Origin of the sequence: Chryseobacterium barbadense (genome assembly GCF_042849955.1) — a bacterium.
Classification (GTDB): Bacteria; Bacteroidota; Bacteroidia; order Flavobacteriales; family Weeksellaceae; genus Chryseobacterium.
This window is the reverse complement of the sequence record NZ_BAAFHL010000002.1, coordinates 111,926-134,290: the sequence shown is the minus strand read 5'-3', so window position 1 is coordinate 134,290 and position 22,365 is coordinate 111,926. Positions and strand designations below refer to the sequence as shown.

General features: G+C 36.8%; 23 protein-coding genes. 14 read left to right on the top strand and 9 right to left on the bottom strand.

What is annotated here, in order from left to right:
• The first annotated feature begins 65 nt into the window (after nt 1-65).
• The 3 genes from ACGHIN_RS02935 to ACGHIN_RS02925 all read left to right on the top strand — a co-directional run bounded on the left by ACGHIN_RS02935 (nt 66) and on the right by ACGHIN_RS02925 (nt 3,865).
• On the top strand, nt 66-1,829 hold the full coding sequence (locus ACGHIN_RS02935) for an amidohydrolase family protein (RefSeq protein WP_390450663.1): 1,764 nt from the start codon (nt 66-68) through the stop codon (nt 1,827-1,829).
• 150 nt (nt 1,830-1,979) lie between these two features.
• Nucleotides 1,980-2,651 carry an SIMPL domain-containing protein gene (locus ACGHIN_RS02930; protein WP_390450661.1) on the top strand — a complete coding sequence of 224 codons (672 nt, stop codon included), beginning with the start codon at nt 1,980-1,982 and terminating at the stop codon, nt 2,649-2,651.
• A gap of 11 nt (nt 2,652-2,662) precedes the next feature.
• The gene (locus tag ACGHIN_RS02925) at nt 2,663-3,865 is read left to right on the top strand and encodes a vWA domain-containing protein (protein WP_390450659.1); all 1,203 of its coding nucleotides are present in this window, start codon (nt 2,663-2,665) and stop codon (nt 3,863-3,865) included.
• A gap of 69 nt (nt 3,866-3,934) precedes the next feature.
• Here ACGHIN_RS02925 and ACGHIN_RS02920 read toward each other — a convergent pair whose 3' ends face one another.
• Nucleotides 3,935-4,624 (bottom strand): complement C1q domain-containing protein, encoded by a 690-nt coding sequence (locus ACGHIN_RS02920; RefSeq protein WP_390450657.1) that lies wholly within the window; start codon nt 4,622-4,624, stop codon nt 3,935-3,937.
• 220 nt (nt 4,625-4,844) lie between these two features.
• Between ACGHIN_RS02920 and ACGHIN_RS02915 the strand changes: the two genes are divergently transcribed.
• Nucleotides 4,845-5,432 (top strand): Crp/Fnr family transcriptional regulator, encoded by a 588-nt coding sequence (locus ACGHIN_RS02915; RefSeq protein ID WP_390450655.1) that lies wholly within the window; start codon nt 4,845-4,847, stop codon nt 5,430-5,432.
• 3 nt (nt 5,433-5,435) lie between these two features.
• Here ACGHIN_RS02915 and ACGHIN_RS02910 read toward each other — a convergent pair whose 3' ends face one another.
• Nucleotides 5,436-6,671, bottom strand: coding sequence for an NAD(P)/FAD-dependent oxidoreductase (locus tag ACGHIN_RS02910; protein ID WP_390450653.1), 1,236 nt, complete (start codon nt 6,669-6,671; stop codon nt 5,436-5,438).
• A gap of 84 nt (nt 6,672-6,755) precedes the next feature.
• Here ACGHIN_RS02910 and ACGHIN_RS02905 point away from each other — a divergent pair, with 84 nt between their 5' ends.
• Both ACGHIN_RS02905 and ACGHIN_RS02900 read left to right on the top strand, forming a co-directional pair.
• Entirely contained in the window at nt 6,756-7,136 is a 381-nt protein-coding gene (locus tag ACGHIN_RS02905; protein WP_390450651.1) for a SpoIIAA family protein, read from the top strand.
• Between the two features lie 168 nt (nt 7,137-7,304).
• Nucleotides 7,305-7,649, top strand: a complete 345-nt coding sequence (locus ACGHIN_RS02900) for a mannan-binding protein (RefSeq protein ID WP_390450649.1) — start codon at nt 7,305-7,307, stop codon at nt 7,647-7,649.
• Between the two features lie 50 nt (nt 7,650-7,699).
• Here the strand turns inward: ACGHIN_RS02900 and ACGHIN_RS02895 are convergent, their stop codons facing one another.
• Nucleotides 7,700-8,890: an MFS transporter gene (locus ACGHIN_RS02895; RefSeq protein ID WP_390450702.1), complete on the bottom strand. Its 1,191-nt coding sequence runs from the start codon at nt 8,888-8,890 to the stop codon at nt 7,700-7,702.
• A 211-nt stretch (nt 8,891-9,101) separates the two neighbouring features.
• Here ACGHIN_RS02895 and ACGHIN_RS02890 point away from each other — a divergent pair, with 211 nt between their 5' ends.
• Nucleotides 9,102-9,962 (top strand): AraC family transcriptional regulator, encoded by an 861-nt coding sequence (locus ACGHIN_RS02890; protein WP_390450647.1) that lies wholly within the window; start codon nt 9,102-9,104, stop codon nt 9,960-9,962.
• 66 nt (nt 9,963-10,028) lie between these two features.
• Here ACGHIN_RS02890 and lipA read toward each other — a convergent pair whose 3' ends face one another.
• Nucleotides 10,029-10,895: a lipoyl synthase gene (gene lipA / locus ACGHIN_RS02885; RefSeq protein ID WP_390450645.1), complete on the bottom strand. Its 867-nt coding sequence runs from the start codon at nt 10,893-10,895 to the stop codon at nt 10,029-10,031.
• Nucleotides 10,896-11,009: 114 nt separating this feature from the next.
• Here lipA and ACGHIN_RS02880 point away from each other — a divergent pair, with 114 nt between their 5' ends.
• Nucleotides 11,010-11,648 (top strand): hypothetical protein, encoded by a 639-nt coding sequence (locus ACGHIN_RS02880; protein WP_390450643.1) that lies wholly within the window; start codon nt 11,010-11,012, stop codon nt 11,646-11,648.
• A gap of 12 nt (nt 11,649-11,660) precedes the next feature.
• On the opposite strand, the gene ACGHIN_RS02875 is transcribed toward ACGHIN_RS02880, so the two are convergent.
• Nucleotides 11,661-12,221, bottom strand: a complete 561-nt coding sequence (locus tag ACGHIN_RS02875; RefSeq protein ID WP_390450641.1) for an RNA polymerase sigma factor — start codon at nt 12,219-12,221, stop codon at nt 11,661-11,663.
• 373 nt (nt 12,222-12,594) lie between these two features.
• Between ACGHIN_RS02875 and tyrS the strand changes: the two genes are divergently transcribed.
• Complete coding sequence (tyrS, locus tag ACGHIN_RS02870; protein WP_390450639.1) at nt 12,595-13,890, top strand: tyrosine--tRNA ligase; 1,296 nt, start codon at nt 12,595-12,597, stop codon at nt 13,888-13,890.
• Between the two features lie 163 nt (nt 13,891-14,053).
• On the opposite strand, the gene ACGHIN_RS02865 is transcribed toward tyrS, so the two are convergent.
• Together ACGHIN_RS02865 and ACGHIN_RS02860 are read right to left on the bottom strand one after the other, a co-directional pair.
• Nucleotides 14,054-14,458, bottom strand: a complete 405-nt coding sequence (locus ACGHIN_RS02865; RefSeq protein ID WP_390450637.1) for a hypothetical protein — start codon at nt 14,456-14,458, stop codon at nt 14,054-14,056.
• A gap of 23 nt (nt 14,459-14,481) precedes the next feature.
• Nucleotides 14,482-14,988, bottom strand: a complete 507-nt coding sequence (locus tag ACGHIN_RS02860) for an outer membrane protein (protein WP_390450636.1) — start codon at nt 14,986-14,988, stop codon at nt 14,482-14,484.
• 282 nt (nt 14,989-15,270) lie between these two features.
• Here ACGHIN_RS02860 and ACGHIN_RS02855 point away from each other — a divergent pair, with 282 nt between their 5' ends.
• Together ACGHIN_RS02855 and ACGHIN_RS02850 are read left to right on the top strand one after the other, a co-directional pair.
• Nucleotides 15,271-17,298 (top strand): ATP-binding protein, encoded by a 2,028-nt coding sequence (locus tag ACGHIN_RS02855; protein ID WP_390450634.1) that lies wholly within the window; start codon nt 15,271-15,273, stop codon nt 17,296-17,298.
• Complete coding sequence (locus ACGHIN_RS02850) at nt 17,285-17,923, top strand: response regulator transcription factor (RefSeq protein WP_390450632.1); 639 nt, start codon at nt 17,285-17,287, stop codon at nt 17,921-17,923. Before ACGHIN_RS02855 ends, ACGHIN_RS02850 begins: the two co-directional genes overlap by 14 nt.
• Before the next feature lie 65 nt (nt 17,924-17,988).
• Here ACGHIN_RS02850 and ACGHIN_RS02845 read toward each other — a convergent pair whose 3' ends face one another.
• Complete coding sequence (locus ACGHIN_RS02845; RefSeq protein ID WP_390450630.1) at nt 17,989-18,438, bottom strand: hypothetical protein; 450 nt, start codon at nt 18,436-18,438, stop codon at nt 17,989-17,991.
• Between the two features lie 285 nt (nt 18,439-18,723).
• Here ACGHIN_RS02845 and ACGHIN_RS02840 point away from each other — a divergent pair, with 285 nt between their 5' ends.
• The 3 genes from ACGHIN_RS02840 to ACGHIN_RS02830 all read left to right on the top strand — a co-directional run bounded on the left by ACGHIN_RS02840 (nt 18,724) and on the right by ACGHIN_RS02830 (nt 21,324).
• Complete coding sequence (locus ACGHIN_RS02840; protein WP_390450628.1) at nt 18,724-19,362, top strand: alpha/beta hydrolase; 639 nt, start codon at nt 18,724-18,726, stop codon at nt 19,360-19,362.
• Nucleotides 19,363-19,469: 107 nt separating this feature from the next.
• Nucleotides 19,470-20,798: a PDZ domain-containing protein gene (locus tag ACGHIN_RS02835; protein ID WP_390450626.1), complete on the top strand. Its 1,329-nt coding sequence runs from the start codon at nt 19,470-19,472 to the stop codon at nt 20,796-20,798.
• Nucleotide 20,799: 1 nt separating this feature from the next.
• Complete coding sequence (locus ACGHIN_RS02830; protein ID WP_390450624.1) at nt 20,800-21,324, top strand: hypothetical protein; 525 nt, start codon at nt 20,800-20,802, stop codon at nt 21,322-21,324.
• Here the strand turns inward: ACGHIN_RS02830 and ACGHIN_RS02825 are convergent.
• On the bottom strand, nt 21,321-22,349 hold the full coding sequence (locus ACGHIN_RS02825; RefSeq protein WP_390450622.1) for a L,D-transpeptidase: 1,029 nt from the start codon (nt 22,347-22,349) through the stop codon (nt 21,321-21,323). The two genes, ACGHIN_RS02830 and ACGHIN_RS02825, sit on opposite strands and share 4 nt — an antisense overlap.
• Nucleotides 22,350-22,365: the final 16 nt, after the last annotated feature.

Genomic DNA, 22,365 nt, shown 5'->3' with positions numbered 1-22,365 from the left:
AAATTTTATAACATTTGACAGGAACTGTTTCGTTATTTTTGTTCAAAAGAAAAACTTGATTGACCATGAAAAAAACCTGTTGTCTATTTCTTATCATATACTTTCTAAGCAGCTTTATCCATCCCTTACAGGCTCAGACTTATATTGAGAATGTTACTATTGTAGATGTGATCAATAAGAAACTTATTCCTAACCAGACTGTTATTATTAATAAAGGTATTATCGCTGAGATCAAGCCCGCCGGAAAAGTAAAGCCTCCCCAGAAGGCCAATATTATTTATGGTAAAGGAAAATTTTTAATTCCGGGAATGACTGACGCGCATGTGCATTTCTTCCAGAGTGGAGGTTTATATGCAAGACCTGATGCATTAGACCTGAGGAAACATACTCCCTACGAAAAAGAAATCGATTGGGTACATAATCATATGGAAGATTTCATGCAGCGTTATCTTAAATCCGGGATCACATCCGTAATTGATGTGGGAGCTACCTATAATTTTCTAACTCTTAGAAATTCATTTTTACAAAAGGCTAATCTACCCAGTGTATATATGACGGGACCACTCTTAACTACCTATGAGCCCGAAGTTTTTAAAAAGTTGGATAAAAATGAACCCTTCAGCCTTGTCACTTCTATAGAGGATGCGAAGAAGCTGGTACAAGATCAGCTTCCTTACAAACCTGACTTTATCAAAATATGGTATATTGTAATGGGTGAAGGTAAAGAAGCGGAGGCTGCCGCAAAAAAGCATGAGCCCATTATAAAAGCTATTATTGAAGAAACCCATAAAAATAATTTAAAGGTAGCTGTACATGCAACTGAACGGATTACAGCACAGATTGCAGTTCAAAACGGAGCTGATTTTTTAGTACATAATATTGAAGATGAAGTGGTTTCTGATGACTTTGTAAAACTATTGAAATCAAAAAAGGTGGTTGTATGTCCTACGCTTATTGTAGCAGATAATTATTACAAAACGTATGCTCAGAAAAATGCCTACACCACCTATGAATTGGAAAATTCTAATCCTACTGCCATAGGGTCCATATATGATCTGAGGCATCTGTCTGATACTGCAGATTCATTAATGATTAAAAAATTAAAGACCAGGTTTAATCTCCCGCAAATAAATACTTATACGGCAAAAGTAGATTCCGTCAGAATGGTTAATTTAAAAAAACTGGCTGATGGCGGCGTAACGATAGCTGCAGGTACAGATGCGGGAAATATAGGGACTCAGCATGCCACATCATTTATTGCTGAACTCAAAGCTATGAAAGCAGCAGGAATGAGTAACTGGCAAATTTTAGAATCCGCTACTATAAATCCTGCCAAAATATTCAATAAAGAGAACAGCTCCGGAAACGTTTCCTTAGGTAAAACTGCCGATCTGGTCCTGTTGGACTCTGATCCTATTGAAAATTTAGAAAATCTCACCAAGATAAATCTCGTAATTAAAAACGGCCAGACATTAGAACCCGGCACAATAGTGAAAGTCACCCCGGAAATTTTAGTGCAGAAGCAGCTTAATGCCTATAATGCAAGAGATATTGAAGCTTTCGTGGAGCCTTATTCAGATGATGTAGAGCTTTATCTTTTCCCTCATCAATTATTGAGCAAAGGCAAGGAAGCCATGAGAAAAGACTATGGAGAGATGTTCAAGAGGCTTCCGGATCTTCATTGTGAGATTAAGCAAAGAATCATCAATGGTAATTTCGTTATTGATCAAGAAAGTGTTTCCGGGATGAACCCCACCAAGAAAGTGGAAGCAACCGCTATCTATGAAATTAAAAATAATAAGATCTCCAAAGTGTATTTTTTACAATAATAAGACTTTTATAAAATCAGAATACAGAGGCAATCCTTAACGGGATTGTCTTTTTTTATGCTCACCAATTCAAAAAGCAGTTTCACCAAGTCTCCCGATTTCCGGTCTGTCATACCGCTACCTTTACTTCAAAATTTAAAACAAGAAATTATGAAATTGAGACATTTTTTATTGATCGGAATCTTTGCACTGGGAAGTTTTATGAATGCGCAGGAAGTAAAGAAAAATGCAATTGAAGTAACAGGAATTGCCGAAATGGAAGTGGAACCTGATGAAATTATCTTCAACATCGGGATAAAAGCGGATAATAAAAATGATCTGGCCGAAAGCGAAAAGAAATTATTCGAAATCTTAAAAAGCAATCATGTGAAAAATGAGGATATAGATTTCAAATCCATGTACCAGAATATCTATTCAAAAACTAAAACTTTCACAAAAAGCTACCAGTTCAAGGTCGGTACAAAAACAGAGGTAAACAAATTGTTTGAGGATCTGAACCAAAAATGGGTAAGCAACATTACCATTGCCGAAATTAAAAACACCAAAATAGCGGACTTTAAGAAAGTAGTAAAGATCAATGCCCTAAAAGCAGCCAAGGCAAAAGCAGATTACCTGTTGGAAAGCATTGGTAAGAAAACGGGAAATCCTTTGGAAATTATTGAGATCGAAGATTATACAAGCGATGCAGTTTTACCGGCTTATGCTCAAAAAATGGTAAGCAATGTTCAATTGCAATCTGAAGCTGCACAAGACTATTCTTTCGATAATATTGAAAAAATCAAGCTGAAATACAGCATCAAAACAAAATATGAAATCCTTTAAATAATAACATCATGTCAACTTTTAAAATCTTAACATTAGTAGCAGGAGCAGCGTTTTTAAGTGCTCAGAATCCTTCACAGGTGGGCTGCATCAAAAGAAACCCGTACGTTCAAAACGAAAGGACATTTGTTCAGCAAGAAGCTTCTTCAACCTCTTCAAATTCCCTCGCTAAGGAAAATAAAATCCAAGTGGCCCTTTTATTAGATACTTCCAATAGTATGGACGGGCTTATTGATCAGGCTAAATCCAGACTCTGGAATATCGTGAATACATTGACCACCTTAAAGTATAACGGACAGGCTCCACAGATTGAAATTGCTTTATATGAATATGGTAATGATGGAATAAGCGACGAAAATTACATCCGACAGGTAACTCCGTTAACACAGAATCTGGATGTCGTTTCCGAAAAACTGTTTGCTTTAAGAACCAATGGCGGAAGCGAATTCTGCGGCGCCGTCATCCGTGACGCTTCCATGAACCTGAACTGGGATACCAATGATAAAAGCATGAAGCTGATTTATATTGCAGGAAATGAGCCTTTTGACCAGGGAAGAATCAATTATAAAGAATCTGTTTCATCGGCAAAAGCTAAAAGGATCTATACCAATACGATTTTCTGTGGAGACAGAAATGAAGGAATCCGGACTTCATGGCAAAACGGGGCTGCAATCGGTGATGGAAAATATTTTAATATCGACAGCAATAAAAAGGTGATCTACATTGAGACGCCTTACGATATCAGAATTTCCGAATGCAATGCTAAATTGAACGACACCTATATTTATTACGGAAGCGCCGGTTATGAATCTAAGAAAATGCAACTCGTGCAGGATAAAAATGCCGCCATGCAGTCTGCTTCCAATGCTGCGGAAAGAACGGTAGCCAAAGCCAAGAAAAATGCTTATAAGAATGATAATTGGGATCTGGTAGACAGAGCGGAAAAGGATATTAATTTCATTACAACCGTTAAAGAGGAGGAACTTCCTGCAGAACTGAAAGGTAAAAGTAAAGAGGAAATAAAAAAAGCAGTCGCAGCAAAATCTGCTGAACGTGAAAAAATTCAGAAAGAGATTGAGGTGCTTTCCAAAAAAAGACAGGATTATATTGATGTTGAAATGAAAAAGAGAGGCAATACAGATACGGATGATCTTGGAAAAGCTATTGAAAAATCTATTGTAGAATTAGGCCGTCAAAACGGATATAGTCTATAGTTATAAATGTACAGGAACGGCCGGCTTATATTAAGCCGGCCGTTCCAAAGTACGAAAAAACACAAATCATTATTTTATCTGGTGAATGGTAAATAATGATGATGCCCCTGATAAAAGGTCCAACGTCGGTACAGATGCTTTGGCCCCAAAGAAAACCTGATCCCCCGACTTCAGTGCTACTACTATCTGTGTTCTTCTTGTAGCAGGAGATACAGGAACTCCGAGAAGGCTAAGATTGGTGTAGCTTTCTTCCGCCACCAGCTCCGGTGGCAATATTCCTTTTTGTACAAAAATCCCGATTCCTAAATCACCTGCAGAAATTGCCGATGACACCTTATACTGAACATACACTTCATAAATGCCATCCAAAGGAGCCGTAAAAATGTTATTGACCATATCAAAATCACTATTTTCATCGATAAGCTCTTTATCAAATAATATTTTTCCCCAATTGTTAGCCGATGAAATTGCCACAGGAATTATATTATTGTTACCTGTTCCGGATACAAATGATTTATTACCCGAAACAGGTGCTGCCAGTTGAGCTTTTGAGATCGTCTGAACATATCCCTGTGCATTCTGTACCAGGATAGAGTCCGCGCAAGAAGGTGTCAAACATTTTTGAGTGACACGAACACGTAAATTTCCATTAATATCCAGGGTAGCTTGCGGATCAGTTGTATTGATGCCCACCTGTGACCAGCACTGCACTCCTACCCAAAAGAACAGCAACACTGTGATGAAGTATTTTTTTTTCATGATCTGGTTAATTTTAGATTTATCAACAAATTTAAAACCCAGCCACAAATAAATTATCATAATCATTAACAATTTGATATTTTATTAGCAAAAGCTAAATTATTTATTAACTTTCGTTAACGATAAATCAACAAAAAACTGCAAATCATTATTATTTACTCAGTTATAATTGTCAAATTTGGATTAATATTATTAAATTAGTTATCCAAAAAAAACACAAATGAGATCTAATGAATTTACTCAAGACTATTTTGAGCAAAACGGTTTTCTACAGGACAGTGACCGGGAAAAACTGTTGGAATTGGTTCAGATGGTTACCTTTCCGGAGAATAAAATTATCCTTCACAGAGGAGAACAAATCAGCCAGGTGGGCGTTGTTTTAAAAGGCCTTATAAGAGTATACGACAAAAACAATAAAACTGTATGGTTTGTTCCTGAAAACGGTATATATGGCTGTATGGAGATTTTAGCTCTTAAACGTCCTTCATCACTTACCTATGAAGCCCTGGAAGAGACCACCATGTTCCTTCTTAATTATGATGACTTGGAGGAATCGATAAAAACCCACCCCAATATAGCTACCCTGCTTTTAATGTATTGGAAAAAAACAGCAATGGATATATATGGTAATTTTTATTCTTTCCTTCATCTGACTCCCGAAGAAAGGTATCTTCAGCTGCTTAACCAGAATTCCAAATTGATCCTAAGAGTAAAATCTAAGGATCTTGCTACTTATCTGGGGATACATCCTGTGTCATTAAGCCGATTAAAAAAACGATATTTTAACTCAAATGATGACAGATCTTAAAGTTTATCTTTCAAACTTAAAATATCTTGATAAGGGGTGTTTTTTGTTTTTCATGAACAATGAAGCCATTTCCATCCCTGTCACCGAAAAAGTGATTCCGTTGCCCCCAAAACCGAGAACAAAATATGAATTTTTAAACCTGGGATGTTCTCCGATGTAAGGCAGCCCGTCTTTGGTTTCCCCAAAAGTTCCTGCCCAGACAAAATCTGTGTACAACAGATAATCAGGCTTGATTTTTTTCAGGGCCTTAAGAATTTCTTTTTCTTTTTTGTCAAGAAGTGCATCCCGTTTTCCGGCGTCATGAAAATCTTCGTCTCCACCCCCAATCAGCATTCTCCCGTCATCCGTGGTCCGCATATACATATAAGGCTTGTCTGTGTTCCATACCAATGTATCTGTCATATTCCTGAATTTAGTTTTATCGATCTCGGAAACTATGGCATAGGTACTTTTAAGATCAACAAAATTTTCTTTGATGAGGTTTTTGCTTTCATATCCTATACAGTAGATTATTTTTTTAGCTTTAATCTTTGGTCCGTTAACGGTAGAAACAAGATTATAGCCTTTATAGTGTTCTACAGACTTCATCTCCGTCTTATCAAAGATCTTTAATCCTTTTTTAATATTAAGCTTAAATAATTCATGAGCCAATTTAAACGCATCAATGCTTGCTCCCTGAGCAGACAGTATTCCTCCATATGTATTTTCAAAACCGAATTTTTTCAGAATGTCATCACTTTCCAGCCATTTTACTTTAAAACCTGCTTTTTTGCGGACCTCAAATTCCTTTTTCAGCCATACAACATCATTTTTTTTTGAAGCAAAATATACGGATTGCTTTCTTTTAAATCCTGCATCAGATTTAATTTCCTTTGCCAGCTTTTCAATCGTATCAATCGCTTTTGAACAAGCTTTATAACTTTCTACGGCCCCTTTTTCTCCTACCTGTTCCATAAGATCAGAAAGCGGAACATCTATTTCATACTGAAGCATTGAAGTGGTTGCCGATGTACTCCCGTTACAAATTTCTCTTTTATCGATAAGAATCGTATTATATCCGTCTTCTATCATTTGATGGGCAATTAAACTTCCTGTAATTCCCCCTCCAACAATAAGAACATCACATTTTTCATCTGATTTTAAGGAAGGATAAGAAGCAATAAGCCCATTTTTTAACAGCCAGAACGGCTCATTCGATTTGAGATCCATATTAATATTTTTCACTAAAACAATCAACATTTATACCTTTTTTAACAATTTTCCTTTAAGTTATGGTTTAATTATTGCTGTTTCCTCAATTCAACCACATTAAATATTTAGACTATGATCACGATTATTCCTGAAGCACCGGAGAATGTTGCGGCTTTCAACGCAACTGGTGAAGTTACTAAAGAGGATTTTGAAAGTGTTATTATTCCCCATGTAAAAGCTAAAGTAGACGAGTTTGAAGAGCTTAATTACTTACTTTATCTGGATACAGACGTAAGTAATTTTACGATGGGAGCCTGGCTGCAGGATGCACTTTTAGGGTTGAAGAACTTAACAAAATGGAACCGCACTGCCATTGTTACAGACCAAGAAGGAGTGCAAAACTTCACTGATATTTTCAGTGTTTTAATGCCCGGAGAATTTAAATCTTTCCCGAAAGAAAACTTGTACAACGCCCTTTACTGGTGTAAAAACGGCGATGAAGTTGAGGCATAGTAAACAATTTAAATAAAAGAGAGAAAACTGTCTTCTGTGAGATCATAGAAGGCAGTTTTTATTTCTACCCGTATAAATACCTAATCATCAATTTGGTATTTTATACGCTATATATTTCTCTGAAGTGTGAATACATTTGTAATGTTAACCAACACAAAAATTTACACTATGTCAACATTTAAAATCAACATTATTGCAGGACCACTTTGGAGCAATGATGAAGCACAGAAATTAGGGAGCCGCATTGCAGCGGCCCATTTAGGAAAATTTACCGGACAATGGGCTACCATTGTGGAGGGAGAAATGAGCGTGATAGAAGTAGAATATAATACACAACCAACAGGCAGCACAGAATATACTTTAGATGTATTAGCTGGTCCGATTTGGAGTGACGAAGATGCCAAGGCAGTTTGCCCGGCTATCTGCGCTTCTTACGGAGGTACCTGGAACGGACAATGGACCACCGTTGTGGAAGGTAAAATGAGCGTTTGCAGCTGTGTATTCAAATTCTAAAAGAATTTAAACCATACCAAAAAATTCGGCCTCCTTCGGAGGCCGAATTTTTATTGATCGCAGGAAATACAATTTGCGGGTATTTCCTCTTCATCTACAGACCTGTACAAGTACATATATCGTATGCTGATCATTAATCCTATAAAAGTCATTCCCACTCCTACCAACGAAGGATAATTGAATGACAAACCATATTCCAAAGGGATTCCTCCTAAAAATGCTCCCATCGCATTGGCAATATTGAAAGCTGCCTGCATAAAAGCGGCTGCCATCATTTCACTTTTCGGTGCTGCTTTCATCATCATGATGTTGATCGGAGAAGCAACAGACATAGACAAAGCCCCGCAAATAAAGGTTAATACCAATGCTATATTCTGATACTCCGAAAGGAAATATACCCCTGCAAGTGAAGCCATCATCAGGAACAATAATAAGGAACATGTTTTTTCAGGGCCTAATCTGTCTGATAAAAATCCGCCGGCAAGATTTCCAACCACCATTCCACTTCCGGCAAGAACCATTACATAAGCCATTTGGCTGCTTTTAATCCCGGCAATTACCGTCATCAGCGGAGTGATGTAACTAAACCATGTAAAGAGGCCTCCAAATCCGATCGCCGTGATCATTAAAACCAGCCATGACTGTTTGTGTTTAAGGAATTTCAGCTCTTCAAGGAAATGACTGTCTTCCTTTCTTTCAACAGCAGGAAGCCAGAGTTTCAAAGACAAGAGAGCCAATAAGCCTATTATAGCCACAATAACAAAATACCACCTCCAATGAAAAGCATGTCCAATATAAGTCACCAAAGGAACCATCGCCAAATTAGCTACGGTAAGCCCGGTAAACATCAATGAAATATAAAGTGCTTCTTTTCCTTTACCTGCAAGCCTTGAAGCAACCACGGTCCCAACTCCGAAAAATGCTCCATGTGGTAATCCGGACATAAACCGGATGATCATCATCGTCGTGTAATCAGGAGCTACTGCTGACAGGGCATTAAATAATGTAAAAAGGATCATTAATGCAATCAATACTTTTTTAGGTGGAAACTTTACTGAATATCCTATTAAAATAGGGGCCCCCATCACTACACCCAATGCATATGCCGAAATCAAATGTCCGGCTTCCGGAATGGTAATCTGTAAAGTTTTTGCCATATCGGGAAGTAATCCCATGATTGTAAATTCTGTAGTTCCGACCCCCAAACCACCAATAGCAAGTGGCAGTATCCTTTTGTCCATCATTCCTGATATATTTTAAAAATTTGGTCAATTGATTATGACGGTTCTGAGCAATTTTAAGAAAAATATAAACCTGATAACCAATTGTATAGTTTGAAATGCAAAAATCGAGAGAATTATCGGTTCTTACTTCTTTCTGAATGATCTAAATTTGCTCTGTATTATCATTTATTTTTATTTTTAATTTCACAAATAATCAAAATAGAACCAAATGAAGATCCAGAAAGAAATTATTGAGTTTGAAAACGGAAAGTCCTTTAAACTCTTCTCCCCTTCTTTAAAGAATTGCTTTTTCTGGCATTATCATCCCGAAATAGAGCTGGTTTATGTAGAAGCAGTAAGCGGAATCCGCCATATCGGGAAGGATATTTCCGGATTTGCCGAGAGCGATCTGTTATTAATAGGCTCCAATGTACCTCATCTTAATTTTGACTATGGGATTCAGACCGAATGCTGGCAAATGGTATTGCAGATGAGGGAAAATTTCCTTCAGCAGACCATTCTTCCTGTTCCGGAATTTGAAAATATCAAACTTCTTTTGGAACGTTCCTATCTTGGGTTGTCATTTTATGGAGAAACCAAAAAACAGGTGGTGGAAAAACTTCATCTTCTGAGAAAAAAGAATTCGTTTGATTCTTTAATCGGTTTGATCGAAATTTTACAAATTTTAGCAGAATCCGACGAAGTAAAGGAGCTTAACAGTGAAGACACCAGAATTAAATGGTTCCTGAACGACAAGATCAGAATGGGAACGATCTATGACTACATTCATGAAAATTATGATAAAAAACCGAATGTGAATGAAATTGCCCAAATGGTCAGCCTGAGTACTCCTGCTTTTTGCCGTTATTTTAAAAAGCAAACCAATATGACTTTTACGGATTTTGTAAATAATTACAGGATCAACCAGGCAAGGATATTTTTATTAAAAGAGTCTTCCATCACGGAAGTTTGTTTTATGGTGGGGTTTGAAAGCCTCTCCTACTTTAATAAACTATTCAAGCAGCATGTGGGAGAAACACCCTCGGAATTCAGAAAAAGGCATTTGAATAAAATTGATATTGTCAGGTAAGGCCGAGGATAAGATTAAGGATAAGTTTTTAAATGAAAATCGCTCCGGTTTCGGAGCGATTGTATTTTAGTGAATATGTTTTTCTGCGTGGTAAGAACTTCTTACAAGAGGCGAGCTTTCCACATGTCTGAATCCTAAGCTTCTTGCAAAATCCCCGAACTCATCAAATTCTTCCGGTGTAATGAATTTTTTTACAGGCAGATGTTTCTTCGTTGGCTGTAAATACTGTCCTAATGTAATGACATCTACATTGGCATTTCTGATGTCTTCAATGGTTTGGAATACCTCATCTTTAGTTTCTCCCAATCCCAGCATCACCCCTGTTTTAGTTCGTCTTTGTCCTGCTTCTTTCAAATATCTTAAAACGTCAAGGCTTCTTTCATATTTAGCCTGAATTCTCACTTCTCTGGTTAAACGTTTTACCGTTTCCATATTATGTGAAATCACTTCCGGAGCTACGTCTACTAATCTGTCAAGATGTTTAGTGATCCCCTGAAAATCCGGGATAAGAGTTTCCATTGTGGTTCCCGGAGAGATTCTTCTTACGGCATTGACTGTTTCACCCCAAAGAATAGAACCCATATCTTTAAGATCATCACGGTCTACAGAAGTAAGAACGGCATGTTTGATCTTCATTAATTTGATTGAGCGGGCTACTTTCTCCGGTTCGTCCCAGTTGACATCAAGTGGTTTTCCGGTTTTCACACCGCAAAATCCACAACTTCTGGTGCAAATGTTTCCCAAAATCATGAAGGTAGCAGTACCTTCTCCCCAACATTCTCCCATATTCGGGCAGCTTCCGCTCTGGCAAATGGTATTTAATTTATATTTATCTACCAAAGTTCTTAATTCTCTGTAATTCTTTCCTGTAGGAAGTTTTACACGGATCCACTTTGGCTTTTGAACGGTAGTATCTTGAATTGAATTTTCCATTTCTAAAATTGAAGGTCAAAGTTAAGGAATTTTTAATGGAAACCATCTAACGGAAAAATTGATGGAACAGATAATTAATAATTGTACATTTGCCTTACACCAAATTCAGACCTTATGAAGAAGACAGTTTTTATTTTATCTATAGTATCCACTACATTTTGTTTTGCTCAGGAAGAATTTCGGCCAGCGGGTTCGGAGGTTATAGAAACAGTAGACGGCGACCTTGACGGCGATACAATTCCGGAAAAAGTTATTGTTTATAATACAAAAGACACTACAGATACCGGAAACATCCGTGAAATCCAGATTTTGAAAAAGGTAAACGGAAAATGGTCAATACTGGAAAAATCCAGAAATGCCGTTCTTGAAAGTAAAGGTGGCGGCATGATGGGCGATCCTTATGGAGACACGAAAATCGAAAAGGGCATTCTAATGATTTCCCAGTCCGGAGGAAGCAGCTGGAAATGGGGGTATACAGATAAATACAGGTTTCAGAACGGACGCTTTGAACTGATTGGTCATTCTTCCTCCTATGGAAGACCCGGGGATTATTGGGTAGATGTGGATTTTAATCTTTCCACCGGACAATTGGTGTATGAAAAGGAAGTGGAAGATACCACCAATCCAAGTAACGGAAAGTCCCAAAAGGAAACTTATATCAAAAAAGGATTAAAAATCAATCTGCAAAACAGGAATCAGAAAGATGAGATAAAAATAGTTCTTCCTAAGACAAAGGCGGAAATTTATATTTGATTAAAGCGTTAATTAATCTTCCTCAAATTCATTATTTTTAAGTAATTCGGCTAAGACTTTTTTAGCACGCATTACTCTTACTTTGGTATTGGCAACGGAAATTCCCAACTCATCCGCAATTTCTTTAATGCTTTTTTCCTCAAAAAACCTTAATCTGATAATATCCTGGTAATTAACGTCTAAAGATTCGATGGTTTTGATGATCTTTTTTTGTTCTTCTTCAGAGATCATCAGTTCTTCCGGAGATTTTGCATACTGGTTTCGTACTTCTTCAAGATTTTCTGTGGCATCCTGATTTTCCCGGCTTCTTTTTCTCCAGAAATCAATCACCGTATTCTGGGCAATCGTAAGAACCCAGGTTTTAAACTGAAAATGCGGATCGTACATATCCAGCTTCGATAAAACTTTGGAGAAAACATTGACGGTAATTTCATCTGCATCATTCTCATCCCGTACTTTTTTCATAACAAAAGAAAAAACATCCACCCAAAAAATATTAATGAGTTTCGTCTGAGCTTTCTGGTCTTTGTCCTTTGCTTTCTGGATGAGCAGGAATAGTTGTTCTTCGTTCATTATTAACAAATATAATCTATTTTGGGGAAAATTACAAAGAGATAATCTACTATAAGCGAATATGATAATGCAGATTCCACGCTCCATTTCATTTTGCTCTGAATAACAAGCTTGTGGTTGATTTTATCCTGTCAATTTGCACTTTCTATAAAACATCATCTTTGTCATTCCGTAGGAATCCATACCTTATTTTCCTTTGAATGGTTGAGATTCTCCGGCGACATTCTGACTGACAAAAAGCTATGTTATTTTCCCTCAATCCAGCTCTAACCCATTTTACCATTTTGCTTTTTTCCCTTTTAACTCTTCCGTTTTCACCTTCTTACCACTGAATTTACTATCTTTGCACCGTTAAATTTTAAAGAAAATATAAATGAATTCCTTTATTGAAGAACTAAAATGGCGTGGTCTTTTTGCCGATATGATGCCCGGAACCGATGAGCAACTGAATAAAGAGGTGACTACTGCATATATTGGTTTTGATCCAACTGCTGATTCTTTGCATATCGGAAGTCTTATTCAGATAAAAATCTTAGCGCACTTTCAGCAACACGGCCACAAACCTATTGCTTTGGTAGGAGGTGCAACAGGAATGATCGGAGATCCGTCCGGAAAATCTGCAGAAAGAAATCTTTTGGATGAGGCTACTTTGCTTCATTATGTAGATTGTCTGAAAAACCAGCTTTCAAGATTTTTGAATTTTGAAGGAAATGAGCCGAATAAAGCGGAACTGGTGAATAACTATGACTGGATGAAGAATTTTTCGTTCCTGGATTTTGCTAAGAATGTGGGTAAAAACATCACAGTAAACTATATGATGTCCAAAGATTCTGTAAAGAAAAGACTTACGGGAGAAGGCGGTGCGGAAGGGATGAGCTTTACTGAGTTTACGTACCAGCTTATTCAGGGATACGATTTTCTTCATTTATACCAGAATAATAATGTAAAACTTCAGATGGGAGGTTCTGACCAGTGGGGAAATATCACTACCGGAACAGAATTGATCAGAAGAAAAGCACAGGGTGAAGCTTTTGCTTTAACCGTTCCTTTGATTACAAAAGCGGACGGATCTAAGTTCGGAAAGTCTGAAAGCGGTGAAAACTATTGGCTGGATAAAAAGAAAACATCTCCATATAAATTCTACCAGTTTTGGTTGAATGCGACTGATGAAGATGCAGAAAGATTCATCAAATTCTATACATTCTTAGGGAAAGAGGAAATTGAAAGTTTAATTGAAGAGCATAAAGCCGCTCCACACGAGAGAAAGCTTCAAAAGAAACTTGCTGAAGAAGTTACGGTTTGGGTTCATGGAAAAGAAGAATATGAAAAAGCTTTAAAAGCTTCTGAAATTCTTTTCGGCCGTTCTACCGCGGAAGATCTTGTAAGCCTTGACGAAGAAACTTTTTTGGAAGTATTTGACGGTGTTCCTCAAAAAGAGATTGCTAAAGCCGATGTGTTAGGAATAAATATTATCGATCTTCTTTCCGAAAAATCCGGGTTTCTGAAATCTAAAAGTGAAGCACAGAGAGAAATAAAAGGAAACGCAATTTCAGTAAACAAACAAAAAGTGAACGATACTTTCACAGCTAATGAAAGCGACCTGATTGATGGCAAGTTTTTACTGCTTCAAAAGGGTAAGAAGAGCTACTTCATTATTAAAGTTCAATAAAAAGCTTCAAACAATATCATTATAACGAGAGAGACACTTTGGAATCAAAGTGTCTCTCTTTTTAATACAAAATTAACGGCATGAAAAAACTACTTCATTGTAGAAAATCAATTCAAGTAAAAAAGCCGCGTACCACTGCGGCTTTAGAGAAAGTTATCATTTTTTAAAAGTTATAGGTCGCGTGTGCTGATAACGCTTGTCCTGTGGCAGTTGCTTCTTTTTTCAGTTCTCCGTCTACAAAAATCTGAACTTTTAAGGTAGAAGAAGCATCAGCGCCTTCAGCATTCATTCCCATATTTACTCCCATAGCGCCAGGAGGAACGGTGATTTCCGGACTTGTCCATGTAGTACCGCTAAGGCTCGTTGCCGTGGTAAGAGTAGTATCGTACCCATAAGTCACCATATCCATATCACTCCCAGCAGAAGCAGTAGCTTTGAAAACTACCTTATGGCTTGTTCCGTTGTCATCATCATCATTACTGCATGAAGATGTAATGCCTAAAAATAATGTAGTTAGTAAAATAACAAATGTATACTTAAGTGTTTGGTATATATTGATTCTTTTCATATTCTATTTTTTGAGATAATTGATTAAAATTTATAAGTTATTCCTGCTTTTCCACCAGAAGCAATTGTTCCGCCCCCGAATTCAACATTTACTCCGAAATGATCGGTGAAATAATATCTTGCTCCGGCCTGTCCTGCAAAACCTACTCCTGAAGATTCTCCTCCATAATAGTCATAATCAGCTCCGTTATATTTGTAGGAGAATGAGTTGTAAGCCAAAGTTACTCCCGCATAGATGTCCCACTTATTCGGTATTTTAAAAAGAGTATTAAAATGATAATTCCCGTTTACACCGATTCCGAACCAGGTTCCTTTGATATCCCCTGCATACTTTTCAGTGGTAAAGCTTGCTTCGGCTCCTATGGTAATGTCATTGTGTATTCCATAATCAAAACCTGCATAAATTGGCATTCCCCATCCGTTTGACAGTCCGATACCCGCATTCACCTGGGCTTCACCTTTTTGCACTCTTTGCGCATTCATTACCCCGAAAAGGGAAATCAACCCCAGTAAAAAGATCTTCTTTTTCATTGAAATATTATTTTAATGTTTAATTTGAGAATTCATGAGTCATTGTGACTTATGCAAAACTATCAGTGTCCGGCACAGACTGCAATCCTGAAAAAACAGTAATTTTTTCTACCAGTTTTCAGGTATATTTTATGAGGGGCTGATCTAGTATATTTGGCAAAATATACCACTAAGAAGTTTAGTTTCCGGATTTTATCCTGTCAATAAAAATAACAGGCATTAGATACTATAATTCTTAACGTATTTTTCTATTTTTGAATTGTTACATCCTCATCACAGACTATGGCAAATAATTATCTATTTTTCTTATTATTTTCATTATTGGGTTCATACGAAGCCAATGCCCAGGGTGCCTATTTTTATTATCTGGAAAAAAAGAACAGTAATTTTGACAGCCTGGTTGCAGCCACCAATAATGAAACCATAGACACTGTAAAAGCACTTAAATCTTATCAGATAGCCGCCACTTATTTCACAAGGCAGGATATAGAGAATTATAATAAATATCTTAAACAGGGAATCAGCAGCGCCTCCAAAAGCCAATTGTATAAAGACATAGGACTTTACTACCAGTCTTTAATCAATTTTACAAAACCAGATGTAGCCTCTCTTCTTGAAAAGGATTTCACAGCCATAGAATCCATTCTAAAAAAATACAAAAGTAAAGAAGCAAAAAAAATAAGGGTTATCATGTTTCAGAACCTTTCCTTAGTGAAAAGAATGCAGAATAAGGAAGTGGAATCCATGAACATTATTATCACCAAGGCGATACCTTTAGCTCAATCCATCGGAGATTATGAACTTATCGGTGGCTTACATAAAGGAGTAGCCCTCTCCTTTTACAATTCACAGGATTTTGCAAAAGCTATAGAACATTGTAACACAGCTGAAGCTTTTTTTAATAGGTTGAAAAGGCAGACGCCACAGTCAAAAGGCTTTCTGGGCGAAACTCTTCTGGTGAAAGCCGAATGCCTGATGAGAGAAAATAAGATGCAAGAAGCGAAGACAGAACTCAATAAAACCTATGCTATCATTAAAGACTATCCTGAATCCAACTTTCACTCTTTTTACTTCAGTACTTTAGGCTACTATCAGATGAAACTGGGAAACTATTCTGAAGCATTTAGGGATTTTGATTTAGGACTCACTAATGCCGAAAAATATAAGAATACTACCATTATTGAAAGAATAAACCTGTTTAAGCAACAAATTTACCGGGAGATGAAAGATTACCATAAATCTAATGAAATCCTGGCCGAAGTTTACAAAACATCTGCTTACAAAAAAAACAGACAGGAGACTTTAAAAGAACTGGTAAGAAATTATACAGCGCTTAAAGATACAGCCAATGCCAATTTCTATGGCGAAGAGCTTATCAATTCTATAGACAGCACCAACACAGTGCTTATTCATCAAAACATAGCTGATCTTGAAGCCAGATATAAAAAAGCAGAATCTGAGAAAAAGATTGCCAGTCTCAATAAAGAAAAAATTCAAAAACAATTGGAGGTCAATAAAAAAAATTCCTATTTGTGGATTTTAGGATTGGTTTTATTATTATTTCTCAGCCTTCTGATTTTTCTGTTCCTTTTGTACAGAAAAAATAAAAAACTGTCCGAACAAAAGGAGATTAATCTTCAGCAAAAAATAAAAGATATTAAGCAAAAAGAAGAATTATCTCTTACAAAAGCTATTCTGGAAGGAGAAGAAAGAGAAAGGGAACGGATTGCTAAGGACCTTCATGATGGCCTCGGAGGCATGCTTGCCGGTGTTAAAATCAACTTTTCCACATGGTCATCCACTAATCTGGAAGCAGACCAGCACAAGGAGTTCTATAAAATTCTGAATCAGCTGGATCATTCCGTTACCGAACTGAGACATGTAGCCCGAAACCTGATGCCTGAATCCCTGTTGAATTTCGGCCTGGAAATCGCCCTTAAAGATCTCTGTGACTTCTATACCAGGAAAAATCTGGAAGTGGAGTTTCAGCCTATTAATATCAATAAAAACATTCCGCTTTCCATACAGCTTAACATTTACAGGATCGCCCAGGAATTGCTGACTAATTCAGTGAAGCATTCGGAAGCTACCAATATATTGCTGCAATGTTCACAATCTGACGAATACTTCTTAATCACCGTCGAGGATAATGGAAGAGGGTTCAGAGAAGAAGACTTTAAAAAATCCAAGAGCATGGGTCTTCATAACCTTAAGAACAGAGTAGACTATCTCAAAGGCAAAATGGAAATTAATTCTGACCACGAAGGCACCATTATTAATATTGAATTAAATACCTATGCAATCTCATAAGATAAATATCGTTATTGTGGATGACCACCCGATTGTTATTGAAGGGCTGAAAATGATGCTTAAAAGCCATTCGTTCTTCAGTGTTTCCGAAAGCTTTACTTCGGCATCAGAGATCACCCAGTATGTAAAATCCAATATGGTGGATATTATTCTGCTCGATATTACTTTACCTGATGCCAATGGGATCGAGCTGTGTAAGGACATTAAGAAAATATCACCCGACACTTCCGTGATCATGTTCAGCAACCGTTCTGAACGGAGCATCATTATGCAGTGCATCCAAAATGGAGCAAGTGGCTATTTACTGAAAAACACTTCCATTGAAGAGCTTATAGAATGTATAAAAGGAGCCCTTTCCGGGAACATTGTCTTTTGTAACGAAACGAAACAGATCATCAGTAAACCTTCTCAAAGTGAACTGTCATTGCCCAGGCTTACCAAAAGGGAAAAGCAGATCTTAAAGCTTGTAGCCCAGGGAAAAACAAGCAGCATGATCGCAGAAGAGCTTTTTTTAAGTCCTCTTACTGTGGATACCCATCGAAAAAACCTTTTACAAAAGTTCCAGGCAAAGAATTCAACCGAACTTATCACCATCGCTTTACAACAAAATATGATAGAGGAATAACAGCTATAAATAAAAAATACCGCTGAATAGCGGTATTTTTTTATTGTAATATAACTTGCTTTGATTTATAATTCCAAGAAACTGTGGGCAACAGAAACACTTTTCGTTCCGCTTCCTTCAACAGTTTTAGTTTCTGCAATTTCACCATCAATCCAAATGGTTACGGTTAATTTAGAATCTGCATGTAACAATTCTGCATTCGCAGCTAAATTTAATTGGGATTGGCTGGAATTTACAAAAAACTCTCCGCTTGTCCACGTAAAACCTGTTGGATCAAAAATAGTATTTGAGCTTGTTCCCACCTGTGTAACAATAGTCTTGAACTTACTAAATGTAGTCGGTGGCGGAGTAGCCGGTCCCCCGTTAACTATTTTAGCTTCAAACTGCACAATATGATCTGTAAATTCATCATCGTCATCATCTTTACAGGAATTAACAACAGAAATTACCGAGAATAATACGATGAATAAAAAAGAAAGTCTAAGTAAACTTTTTGATTTGTAAAATTGCTTCATTTCTCCAAATAGATTTTTAATGTTCCAAATATAGGTTTTTTATCAATATAAAAATAACTTTTTTGAAAATTTTCCAATAAAGATTTCTAAACGATATCAAATCAATAAAAAGCAAAAATATGGTCTATTTCAACATATGAATAATTTAAATTAAAATTTATATAAACTATATAAAAAACTATTAATCAGATGTTAAATTATAATTTATTTGAACATTATATTTAAATAATAAATATTCTAAAACCCAGAGCACTTTTTAATTCAATTTATAGCTATATTTGTTTTATGAATTTAGATTACATCATTAGGGAGCCGGAGAATATCTCTCCAGATACACCTGTCCTTTTTATGCTTCACGGATATGGCAGTAACGAGCAAGACCTTTTCAGTTTCAGGGAAACACTACCCCAGGATTGGCTGATCATAAGTTTCAGAGCGCCAAGAAATACTCAATTCGATGGATATTCCTGGTATGATATAGATTTCAATAATCCTGAAAATTTTATAGATATTGATCAGGCCAAAGAATCCCTTCGTGCTGTTATGGAAAACATTATGGATATTATCAACCGTTATGGATTAACTCAAGGGCAAACTCATCTATGCGGATTCAGTCAGGGAGGGATTTTATGTTATGCTCTGGCCCTACAATATCCTGAGCTGTTTCACCGTATTGCCTGCATGAGTGCTTATCCTGAAAATAAATTACTTGGAAACGTTACCAAAGACAAAAAGAAACTGGAGCATCTGCGATTTTTCATCTCTCATGGAACGGATGATGCGGTTATTCCATTAGATTGGGGAAGAAAGGCTGCAGATTTGTTATATGATCTCAATTGCTATTTTACCTTCCGGGAATATATGAGCGGACATGGTGTAAACCAAAAGAACTATATGGATTTAATGGAATTTTTCTCGAAATAACCCAAATTAAACAAATAATATTTGAATTTATTGCAGTTTATATAAAGATTCTCGACATTGAGAATCTTTTTTATTTTTCATAAGAATAATTTCACTAAATTCAGTAAATGAATTTAAGATACTTTCTACTTACCCTACTCTTTAGCATTTTCATCAATGCACAAAACACTTTTGAGATAAAAGATGCTAAAAAAACCATAATTCCATTTAAACTTATTAATAACCTTATTTTCATTCCTGTTACCGTTAATGGAGCTGAACTTACTTTCTTACTGGATACCGGCGTCGCAGAAACCCTGCTTTTCAGTTTAGAGAATAAGGAAATTCAGTTAAGCAATGTGGAAAAAGTCAGATTTTCCGGGTTAGGTGGAGATTTAAGTATTGATGGATTCAGATCTGACCACAATGTCGGAAAAGCAGGTGACAATTTCATTAATGGCTCTATGACCATTTTTATCATCACCAATCAGGAGTTTAATATTTCTACCCATGTTGGAATTCCCGTGAATGGAGTAATCGGGTATCATTTCTTTAAAAATCATCCTATTGCCATCGATTATCTTTCCAAGAAAATAACCATTTATAACAATGATAACCTGTTCAGAAAAAAAGCACAAAAATTTGAAGAGTTTCCTATTTCCATTGAAAAAAATAAACCTTACATCTATGCAGATGTAGAAATGACCAATGAAAAGAAAAGCTCTAAACTTTTAATCGACTTAGGAAACAGCGATCCTATCTGGCTCTTCCCTACCCTGATTAAAAATTTCGTATATAATCGCCCTAATATTGACGACTTTTTAGGAAGGGGCTTTAATGGGGATATTTATGGCAAAAGAAGTCGGATTCATAATTTTTACATCGGTGATTTTAAGTTTGAAAAACCCCTTACTGCCATGCCCGATGAATATTCTATTCAGCACGTAACTTTAGTAGAGGATAGAAAAGGTTCCGTAGGAGGCGAAATAATGCGTCGTTTTACGGTTATTTTTGATTACCCTAATGAGAAATTGTATCTGAAAAAAAACAGGCATTTTGATGATCCTTTTCATTTTAATATGAGCGGACTGGATTTCAGGCAGGACGGCCTTCAATGGGAAAAAGACTTTGTGTCTGTAGAAACTACCAAAACCAATAAAATTGCCGCTGAACTCACCGCCGGTGAAAGGTTTCAGTATAAATTTGTTTTAAAGCCTGTTTTCTCCATTTCCGGAGTAAGAAAAGATTCACCCGCAGATAAAGCCGGCTTTAAAAAAGATGATCAGATTATTACTATTAACGGAAGCAAAACCTCTGATATGACCTTGGAAAAAATTATGGAAATTATGAAATCCGAAGAAGGAAAATCCATAACCATGGTTGTACACAGAAAAACAGCCAAACTGACCTTAAGTTTTATACTGGAAGACCCTATCCCATATCAAGATCAAGAGTAATATGAAAACCGAAGAAACCACTTTAGACAAAATAAGAACCAGACCGAGGTTCAAAATGTTTACTGATCTCAGCAAGGAAGAATATGCCGAAAACCTCAGGACCTACCTCAATGAGCATAAAGGTGAATTTTCTGGCAATATCAATAAGGAGGTTGCTACTATTTTCGTAGAAACTGAAAACGATAATTACTGGAAACCCAGGTTGTCACTAAGAATAGAAACCGAAGATGAGCAGACCACCATAAGAGGTGTATTCGGGCCAAGCTCCGCAGTATGGACGTTCTTCATGTTTCTCTATTTTTCATTCTCAATATTATGGATGACTTTTTTCACCATGTACTATGTGGAAAAACAAATTAACAGCAAGGAATTTCCCTGGGCCCTGAACGCTTCATTTGCTATGCTCGTCTGTATAGGCTTAACGTACGCCGCCGCAAGATTCGGACAGACTAAAGCTAAAAACGAAATGCAAAAGCTCAGAAAGTTTGCCGAGGAGTCTACTTTACAGTTTGAAAAAAAGAACTAATGCAGAGCTTCTCCCACAGGTTTATCTTCCGCAGTTTCTTTTGCTTCCAGCTCTAAGGCTTTCGCAGCTTTAATAGAATCGGCCACCTTTTCCCTGTTAGCCTGCTCTTTCAGCATTTTTTCAAGATTAGGCTCAATGAGCTTAGTCATTTCCTCTATGGAAATATTATTTGCATTAGGATCATCCAATAGCTTTCTCCAAGGCTTTCTGCCACCCCATTTATAATCTCCAAAGACTATTACCGGTGTTCCATTAGCTTTTAATGTAGCTCCTCCCGGGTTCAAAATCCAGGTATCGGCATAAGAATACAGCCATTGAGCATCTTTCATCAATAACCGAAGACAGGAATGTGAGGCAGGATACCCGGGAAGATCATACTGATGCCATCCGATTCCTCCCGTATTGTGAATATTAAAATTATAAGGAAGCTTCCATTCACTACTTACTGTAGAGATAGCCAATTTCTTTTTCCAATTGGCGAACATCAGTCCTCTCTTGGTTTGTGCCGCTTTTTTTCCCATACTTGTTGGTCCCCATTTTACCAGACTCCCGTTAGAATATACTCCATAAGCCTGAATAGGATAGGAAAAAACAATAAACTTCTTTACTTCGCTCAATACATCCAGCTGCATCGGGAAAGGTGAATAAGCCATCAGAGTCGTATCTATTTTTACGGGAACCACCAGGGTGTCCGCATTCCATTTATTTTTAGAATCAAGCCTGTTGAGAGCAAGAATTGCATAACGCTCCTTCTCGGTATACTGCTTATTGAAAACCGAAAACATGGAATCTCTCAGCTTTTTATCTTTGGGAAGTATGAAAGCTCCATAAAATCCGTTATCCTTCATTTGAGGAGGTATAGATTCTTTTACCACTACAGAATCCTTTTTGATAGAGTCCTTCTTTTGGGACGGAGATTCCATAGAAGAAGAATCTTTAAAAGTATCGCTTATTTTTTCTATTTCTTTTTTACATGAAACCAGTAATAAAGCACATAAGCATGTGTACAGAAATGATTTTTTCACAAATTTGTTCATAAAA

Bases quoted from the DNA above. Each gene is read 5' to 3' on its own strand.
- ACGHIN_RS02920 (WP_390450657.1), bottom strand. From the start codon at position 4,624: ATGAAAAAAAAATACTTCATCACAGTGTTGCTGTTCTTTTGGGTAGGA.
- ACGHIN_RS02840 (WP_390450628.1), top strand. From the start codon at position 18,724: ATGAATTTAGATTACATCATTAGGGAGCCGGAGAATATCTCTCCAGAT.
- ACGHIN_RS02895 (WP_390450702.1), bottom strand. From the start codon at position 8,890: ATGGACAAAAGGATACTGCCACTTGCTATTGGTGGTTTGGGGGTCGGA.
- tyrS (WP_390450639.1), top strand. From the start codon at position 12,595: ATGAATTCCTTTATTGAAGAACTAAAATGGCGTGGTCTTTTTGCCGAT.
- ACGHIN_RS02905 (WP_390450651.1), top strand. From the start codon at position 6,756: ATGATCACGATTATTCCTGAAGCACCGGAGAATGTTGCGGCTTTCAAC.
- ACGHIN_RS02850 (WP_390450632.1), top strand. From the start codon at position 17,285: ATGCAATCTCATAAGATAAATATCGTTATTGTGGATGACCACCCGATT.
- ACGHIN_RS02860 (WP_390450636.1), bottom strand. From the start codon at position 14,988: ATGAAAAAGAAGATCTTTTTACTGGGGTTGATTTCCCTTTTCGGGGTA.
- ACGHIN_RS02910 (WP_390450653.1), bottom strand. From the start codon at position 6,671: ATGTTGATTGTTTTAGTGAAAAATATTAATATGGATCTCAAATCGAAT.
- ACGHIN_RS02930 (WP_390450661.1), top strand. From the start codon at position 1,980: ATGAAATTGAGACATTTTTTATTGATCGGAATCTTTGCACTGGGAAGT.
- ACGHIN_RS02935 (WP_390450663.1), top strand. From the start codon at position 66: ATGAAAAAAACCTGTTGTCTATTTCTTATCATATACTTTCTAAGCAGC.
- ACGHIN_RS02845 (WP_390450630.1), bottom strand. From the start codon at position 18,438: ATGAAGCAATTTTACAAATCAAAAAGTTTACTTAGACTTTCTTTTTTA.
- ACGHIN_RS02830 (WP_390450624.1), top strand. From the start codon at position 20,800: ATGAAAACCGAAGAAACCACTTTAGACAAAATAAGAACCAGACCGAGG.
- ACGHIN_RS02875 (WP_390450641.1), bottom strand. From the start codon at position 12,221: ATGAACGAAGAACAACTATTCCTGCTCATCCAGAAAGCAAAGGACAAA.
- ACGHIN_RS02915 (WP_390450655.1), top strand. From the start codon at position 4,845: ATGAGATCTAATGAATTTACTCAAGACTATTTTGAGCAAAACGGTTTT.
- ACGHIN_RS02880 (WP_390450643.1), top strand. From the start codon at position 11,010: ATGAAGAAGACAGTTTTTATTTTATCTATAGTATCCACTACATTTTGT.
- ACGHIN_RS02890 (WP_390450647.1), top strand. From the start codon at position 9,102: ATGAAGATCCAGAAAGAAATTATTGAGTTTGAAAACGGAAAGTCCTTT.
- ACGHIN_RS02925 (WP_390450659.1), top strand. From the start codon at position 2,663: ATGTCAACTTTTAAAATCTTAACATTAGTAGCAGGAGCAGCGTTTTTA.
- ACGHIN_RS02855 (WP_390450634.1), top strand. From the start codon at position 15,271: ATGGCAAATAATTATCTATTTTTCTTATTATTTTCATTATTGGGTTCA.
- ACGHIN_RS02835 (WP_390450626.1), top strand. From the start codon at position 19,470: ATGAATTTAAGATACTTTCTACTTACCCTACTCTTTAGCATTTTCATC.
- ACGHIN_RS02865 (WP_390450637.1), bottom strand. From the start codon at position 14,458: ATGAAAAGAATCAATATATACCAAACACTTAAGTATACATTTGTTATT.
- lipA (WP_390450645.1), bottom strand. From the start codon at position 10,895: ATGGAAAATTCAATTCAAGATACTACCGTTCAAAAGCCAAAGTGGATC.
- ACGHIN_RS02900 (WP_390450649.1), top strand. From the start codon at position 7,305: ATGTCAACATTTAAAATCAACATTATTGCAGGACCACTTTGGAGCAAT.